The sequence below is a fragment of the Pantoea stewartii subsp. stewartii genome, from assembly GCF_008801695.1.
GTDB classification, from domain to species: Bacteria; Pseudomonadota; Gammaproteobacteria; order Enterobacterales; family Enterobacteriaceae; genus Pantoea; species Pantoea stewartii.
This window is the reverse complement of the sequence record NZ_VZPF01000142.1, coordinates 1-5,378: the sequence shown is the minus strand read 5'-3', so window position 1 is coordinate 5,378 and position 5,378 is coordinate 1. Positions and strand designations below refer to the sequence as shown.

At 55.7% G+C, this 5,378-nt stretch carries 7 protein-coding genes; 2 read left to right on the top strand and 5 right to left on the bottom strand.

What is annotated here, in order from left to right:
* Positions 1-310 precede the first annotated feature (310 nt).
* The 5 genes from F7Q90_RS24535 to F7Q90_RS24510 form a co-directional block, all read right to left on the bottom strand.
* Entirely contained in the window at positions 311-1,651 is a 1,341-nt protein-coding gene (locus F7Q90_RS24535; protein WP_080577510.1) for an ISNCY family transposase, read from the bottom strand.
* A gap of 599 nt (positions 1,652-2,250) precedes the next feature.
* Positions 2,251-2,640, bottom strand: a complete 390-nt coding sequence (locus F7Q90_RS24525) for a HigA family addiction module antitoxin (protein WP_071988818.1) — start codon at positions 2,638-2,640, stop codon at positions 2,251-2,253.
* Positions 2,574-2,855 (bottom strand): type II toxin-antitoxin system RelE/ParE family toxin, encoded by a 282-nt coding sequence (locus F7Q90_RS24520; protein ID WP_006122229.1) that lies wholly within the window; start codon positions 2,853-2,855, stop codon positions 2,574-2,576. Before F7Q90_RS24520 ends, F7Q90_RS24525 begins: the two co-directional genes overlap by 67 nt.
* 124 nt (positions 2,856-2,979) lie before the next feature.
* The gene (locus F7Q90_RS26800; RefSeq protein WP_006122230.1) at positions 2,980-3,630 is read right to left on the bottom strand and encodes a DNA methyltransferase family protein; all 651 of its coding nucleotides are present in this window, start codon (positions 3,628-3,630) and stop codon (positions 2,980-2,982) included.
* Positions 3,631-3,683: 53 nt separating this feature from the next.
* On the bottom strand, positions 3,684-4,064 hold the full coding sequence (locus F7Q90_RS24510; RefSeq protein WP_006122231.1) for a DUF1380 family protein: 381 nt from the start codon (positions 4,062-4,064) through the stop codon (positions 3,684-3,686).
* 130 nt (positions 4,065-4,194) lie between these two features.
* Here F7Q90_RS24510 and F7Q90_RS28030 point away from each other — a divergent pair, with 130 nt between their 5' ends.
* Both F7Q90_RS28030 and F7Q90_RS24500 read left to right on the top strand, forming a co-directional pair.
* Complete coding sequence (locus F7Q90_RS28030) at positions 4,195-4,455, top strand: winged helix-turn-helix transcriptional regulator (RefSeq protein ID WP_141119419.1); 261 nt, start codon at positions 4,195-4,197, stop codon at positions 4,453-4,455.
* On the top strand, positions 4,443-4,751 hold the full coding sequence (locus F7Q90_RS24500; protein ID WP_006122232.1) for a transposase: 309 nt from the start codon (positions 4,443-4,445) through the stop codon (positions 4,749-4,751). The genes F7Q90_RS28030 and F7Q90_RS24500 overlap by 13 nt, the downstream gene beginning before the upstream one ends.
* Positions 4,752-5,378: the final 627 nt, after the last annotated feature.

Genomic DNA, 5,378 nt, shown 5'->3' with positions numbered 1-5,378 from the left:
AATGGAGGCGAAGCGCCTCAAGGAGCCATGTCCGGTGTTTCACGCGATAGTGTCCATTAAAAAATGATGGACACTATTTTCCCGGAACCGGAGCCCGCTGCACAGACGGTTTAAATGTGACGCTTACTCAGGTTCGGCGCATCCGGGCGAAGATAAGTTAGTTCAGGGACGACATCTGTGAATTGTTCCATACAACATTGGCGTTGTTCGCTGGCGCTTTGTGTCTATGCACATTGATAATGTCACCCTGATTTACCATTTTTAAATGTCACCTTCGGCTGATTCTGATGAAGGGAAAAGGGTAGTCAGCTCATTTTTTCAGGCTGGATTTAAACAGTGATGGTTCAGCCAGAACCGGATTAATTGCCCTGAGCTGTGCCTGAATCTGCGCCCGTCTTTTGGGCATATGACGACTGCGCTCTCTTTTTCCTGCGGCTTCCAGTTCGTCCTGCTTTTCCTGCGCCAGCTTCAGCACCGCCCCAAGCCTTTTATTGTCAACAATGCGTCCCTGACTGATGCAGTCCAGCTTATCGAACACCTGATATTCCAGCGTTCTGCTGCCGTAGCGGAATGACAGCGTGCCGTCCGGGTAGTCAAACGCCAGGATTTTCTCTCCGGCTATGCGTGAGTTTTCCTCAGTGGGTTCAACCAGATACAATATCTTATCGTACTGAAAAGTCAGCGATTTTGAGAGCGTACGCAGCGTCTGCCAGGCGAATATGTCATCCAGCTCCGGACTGCTTTCTGAGACGGTGCGGTGCAGGTTTTTGGGGTATTTTGCCGGTCTCGCAAAGCGGCGGTTGAAGTCGCTGATGAACGTTTCAATCCAGGCGTTGGCATTATCAATGCCGGTGATGTTCTCCAGCCGCATCTCCTTAACCAGCCGGTCCTGCAGCGTCAGATTGGCGCGTTCGACACGGCCTTTGGCCTGCGAACTGTTGGCACAGATAAGGTCAATGTTCAGATCGTGCAGCGCGCGTCCGAACTGCGTTATGCCGGTACGTCGTGTTTCGGCCTGACTGACGCGGAACACCGCATGTTTGTCACTGTAAAACGCCACCGGCTTGCCGTGTTTATCGATGTAGTCACGGGTGGCCACCATGTAATCAAAGGCTGACTCACTCTGACAGAAGCGCAGGTGTATCAGACGGCCGGTCGCGTCGTCAACATAAACCAGAAGGCAGCATTTTGGTGCGCGGCCTTCGAACCAGTCATGGTGTGAGCCATCGATCTGGATAAGCTCGCCAAGGCAATCCCGCCGCAGGCGCGGCTGATAAATCCGGGTCTGACGGCGAGCGTGTGGGATCCAGAGTCCGTCCGCAGTCATCCAGCATCGCAGCGCCTCAACGGAAATCGTAATCCCGTGACGTTCCTGAAGCTTTTCTGCGGCAAGTGTGGGGCCGAAACCCACGTAGTTTTCACGTAGCAGCGTCAGTATGCGGGGCCGCAGAGCCTCATCAATGCGGTGCGTGCCAGGCTTTCCACGCCGCACGTCGGTAAGACCGGCTGCGCCAGACTCGCGGTAGCGGTTCATCAGCCTCTGAACCTGACGCTCGGAAAGATCCAGCTGAGAGGCCGCATCACGGCGACGCAGACGTTTTTCAATAACAGCCTGAATGACGGTAAGACGGTGAGGTTCTTTGTTCGACATGGTCACCAGCATCAGCAGAGATCTCCCAGAAAAGGTGGTAAACGCGCCGCATCTGGGTGACATTATGAACCAGCTAAAAAGTGACATTATCAAATTGGACTCTCAAGTAAAGTGCGCATAACATAGATTATGTTAAATAAAACATCGCGCCGCGCACCCGGCACCTCACCTGCGTCCCCTCTGGACCTGAAGCCCGTTAATCACCGGGCGCGCTACGTGAAAACTGGCGCACAGAACCCCTGCGGGTTATGCAGAATTCACGTAGCGTTGCCTGCTACCCCCTCACATCGGGGCATGCTCAGAATGTTGTCCAGTTTTCTTCCAGCGTTGTCTCTTTTGATCGCATGGAATTGTCATGCGTCGTCGGGGATGCGGTAACCGTTACGGGCGCAACAAGTGCTGTTTTAATGGCGGAGGATGTACCAGTATAAAGACAGCGGGGGAATAAAAGATACCGGTAGGAGGCTGAACAGAACGCGGCGTGGGATGAGCGGTGCGTCAACACCGCCTCTGCCCTGCCCCGCAGGGGCGCGGCGGTGAAGGCGGGGGCTCTCTCTGTCGCGGGTGACAGGGTTACGGCGGCGTTCCGGTCAGGCGTCTTATGCTTCCTTACCGGTCTGCGTATCGCCTGCCATTGGGGCATGGCCGGGACGCAGCGTGACGCCCGACACATCGGTGTTTTCCCGCGCTTTGTGCAGATCGAAAGCGGCCTGCATCGCCAGCCAGAGACGCGCGGCAATGCCTAACCCCGCCTCAAGCCGTACCGCCATTTCGGGGCTGACGGCTGCCTTGCCGGACGCCACCTTGCTCAGCGCCGCCGGAGAGACGCCCAGGTCTTTCGCCATTTTACGCAGGCTCACGTTATTGTCTTCCAGGTACTCCGTAATGAAGCCACCAGGATGCGGGGGATTGTGCATCGCCATCAGTGATAGTCCTCCAGGTTGAGAATGTAAGCGTTGCCGTCGGTAAACTCGAAGGTGATGCGCCAGTTGGCCCGCACCGTAATGGCATACAGGTTTTTGCGATCACCTTTGAGGGGATGGAAACGAAAACCGGGATAGCGGCTGAACTCATCCGTCGAACCAACCTCATCGATGGCCAGCAGGCGCAGCCGGATACGTTCAGCATCCTTTGCCAGAACGCCGCTCGTGTCGCCTTTTTCATAAAGATTCTTTAACCCTTTGTGCTTCCAGCTTTTGATCATGCTCCATCCCATTGTTTCATGTCACGAAACATTATACCAAGGTGTTTTGCATAAGGAAACACTTTGCCCGCTCTTTCTCTCGCCTTGTGACGGGCGACTGTGAACGACCGCCCGAATGGGGCGGCTAAGGGCCAGTGTTTACCGCCCCGTCAGACAGAGAGCGCATGATTTCCATCATCGCTTTAATTCTGCGCTGCGCTTTCAGCCGCTCCTCAATCCTGTTGATGTAATACACCGGCGTGTAACGCACGCGGCTGAACTGCATTGTCAGCGTGTTGCCGGTGATGACTTCGGCGGGAATGCCCAGCAATGAAAGCTGGATAAACGCCATATCCGCCGCCACCGGGTCGATGTCGATGAAGTTTACAAACATCTGCTCTGAGGGATCCAGCCCCGCCTCAAGCATACATTCGGCCACCGCAACCACCATGCCGCCCGCGCCGCAGGTCGGCTCAGACAGCGTAAACAGCCCTTCACGCTTCACGGCTTCCTGTACGCCATGCATGAGCATGCGTGCCACCAAGCCGGTTACGGCGTGCAGGACGGCACTGTCGATAAACCGGACGGTTTCAGCGCCCACGCCCGCTTCGTGCTGTGCATCCCTGTCCCATGTGGTGATGTCGCACACGATTTCGGCGGCGGTTTCCTCCGTGAGGTGCTCGTCACGGAGTACCTTCATCACGTCCTCTTTACGCAAGATGATGAGCGTGATTTTTTCTTCGCCCTGAAATTCGGTTTTCAGGCGGTGATAAAGCTGGCTGACGGTGCCGTACATTTTTTGGCTCCTTATCGGTGACGGCTGCGCCGCCCCGCGCTGTCACTGGGTTGTTATTCGTCTGCCTGCGCTCTCAGCGCGGCGCTGACATGTAAAAGCGCCTGTGTTTCGTGCGGATACAGCCGCGCGGCCGCCCCCTCGCCACTTTGTTCGTTCTCAAGGCGCATAAAATCCCACGCCACCCTGAGCGCAATTTCGAGTGCGGCGGCGGGCACCGTCGCTTCGCGGGCCTGCCTCTCTTCCTCACGGATGTTATCCAGTACCGCCTGGAGCGTTTCCAGGCTCACGCCGTATTCGTGCTGATCGCTGATTCCGTCGATTTGCTGCAAAATTTCGTCGTCGGTTTCGTTGGTGATCTGTGCGCTATCCAGCACGTCCTCTTTCGTCCAGATAATCAACGTCATGAGTTCGTCGGATTTGTAGCGCTGGTGCATTTGCTCACAGATTTCGTAAGCGTCTCATCCAGACCGTCTTTTATTTTTCCCCGTGTTTCCTACCATGGACACTTTCGCGAACGTGGACACTACCGTGGACTGAAACACGCCTTACGCCAGCAGACCCTGGATCATCACCGCACTCAGCCTGCGGTTTAACGACGCCCTGACCTACCGGGAAATCGCTGAGCAGCTGAACATCAGCACTTCCGCCACGCATAAAATGTTCAAACGTTTTCGCCGCACGGGGATTAACTGGCCGTTGCCGGAGGAACACACGCCAGAGCGCCTGGAGGAGGAGCTTTACGCCTTCAACCTTGAAATGAACCTGCCCTTAGAAAACGCCCTCCGGACTTGCCACTGGAGTTCAAAATCCGCATGGCAGAGCTGAGCCTGCAGCCGGGTACCTGCGTGGCCGCACTGGCACGGGAACATGGGGTTAACGATAATCTGGTATTTAACTGGCGTAATCTTCACCGTCAGGGACTCCTGGACCTTGCCAGCAGAGCCACTCTCATTCCGGTCTCTGTGGAGCCGCTTTCGCCGCCACCAAGGCACAACGGGACCGTAACAGCAGACATGCCACCGGTCATCAGTTGCAAGCTGACACTGCCGGGCTGCACCCACCCACCTTTCAGCCTCGCACAGGTCTGCAAACCAGGCGCTGCCGTCGTGGCGGCGGCCTAGGCACTCCCTGAGCTTAAGCCGGATGTAGCACAGCTCCGGGGGGCCGGCTGTGTCGCCGCAGATGCAGAGTATTAATGCCCGCAGTGTGCTGCATTCGGTAAAGCCGAAGTGGTCCGGCCTGTCGGCCAGACTGGTTACGCTGAACGGGGGCACAGTCCGTCTGGTATACGCGCTTTTCTTGCTGAGTGTCACTGTTTTCTCCCGTCACGCCGGCAGGGGCCGCGCGGTGACGCCCCCTGCCGGCTGTTAAAAAAAGTCAGGCTGATGCGTTACGGATTGTAGACGGTGGCAATACCGGATCAGGCAGAGTATGAGCCGGCGTGGAAACTGCTGGGATAATAGCCAATGGAACGCTTATTCTCAGTCTCTTTCTATTCAGGGAAACGGTACGCTGGGACTGTCTGAAAATACCTATGCTAATATCGACTGGTCATATAACGATCAACGTTATCGTACTGAGCGAAATTCAGATCTGACAGTGAATAATGCCTATGTGCGGCGGCTTTGTTGAATAAATCATACTCAGGGCGAAAGTCTCTGTAGCTGACAGGTTTTTCAGGCAATACGTATGCTTTCTGCCATTCCTGCCTTTGTCATTCTGTTCAGCGCCCGAACCATGGCCAGAGC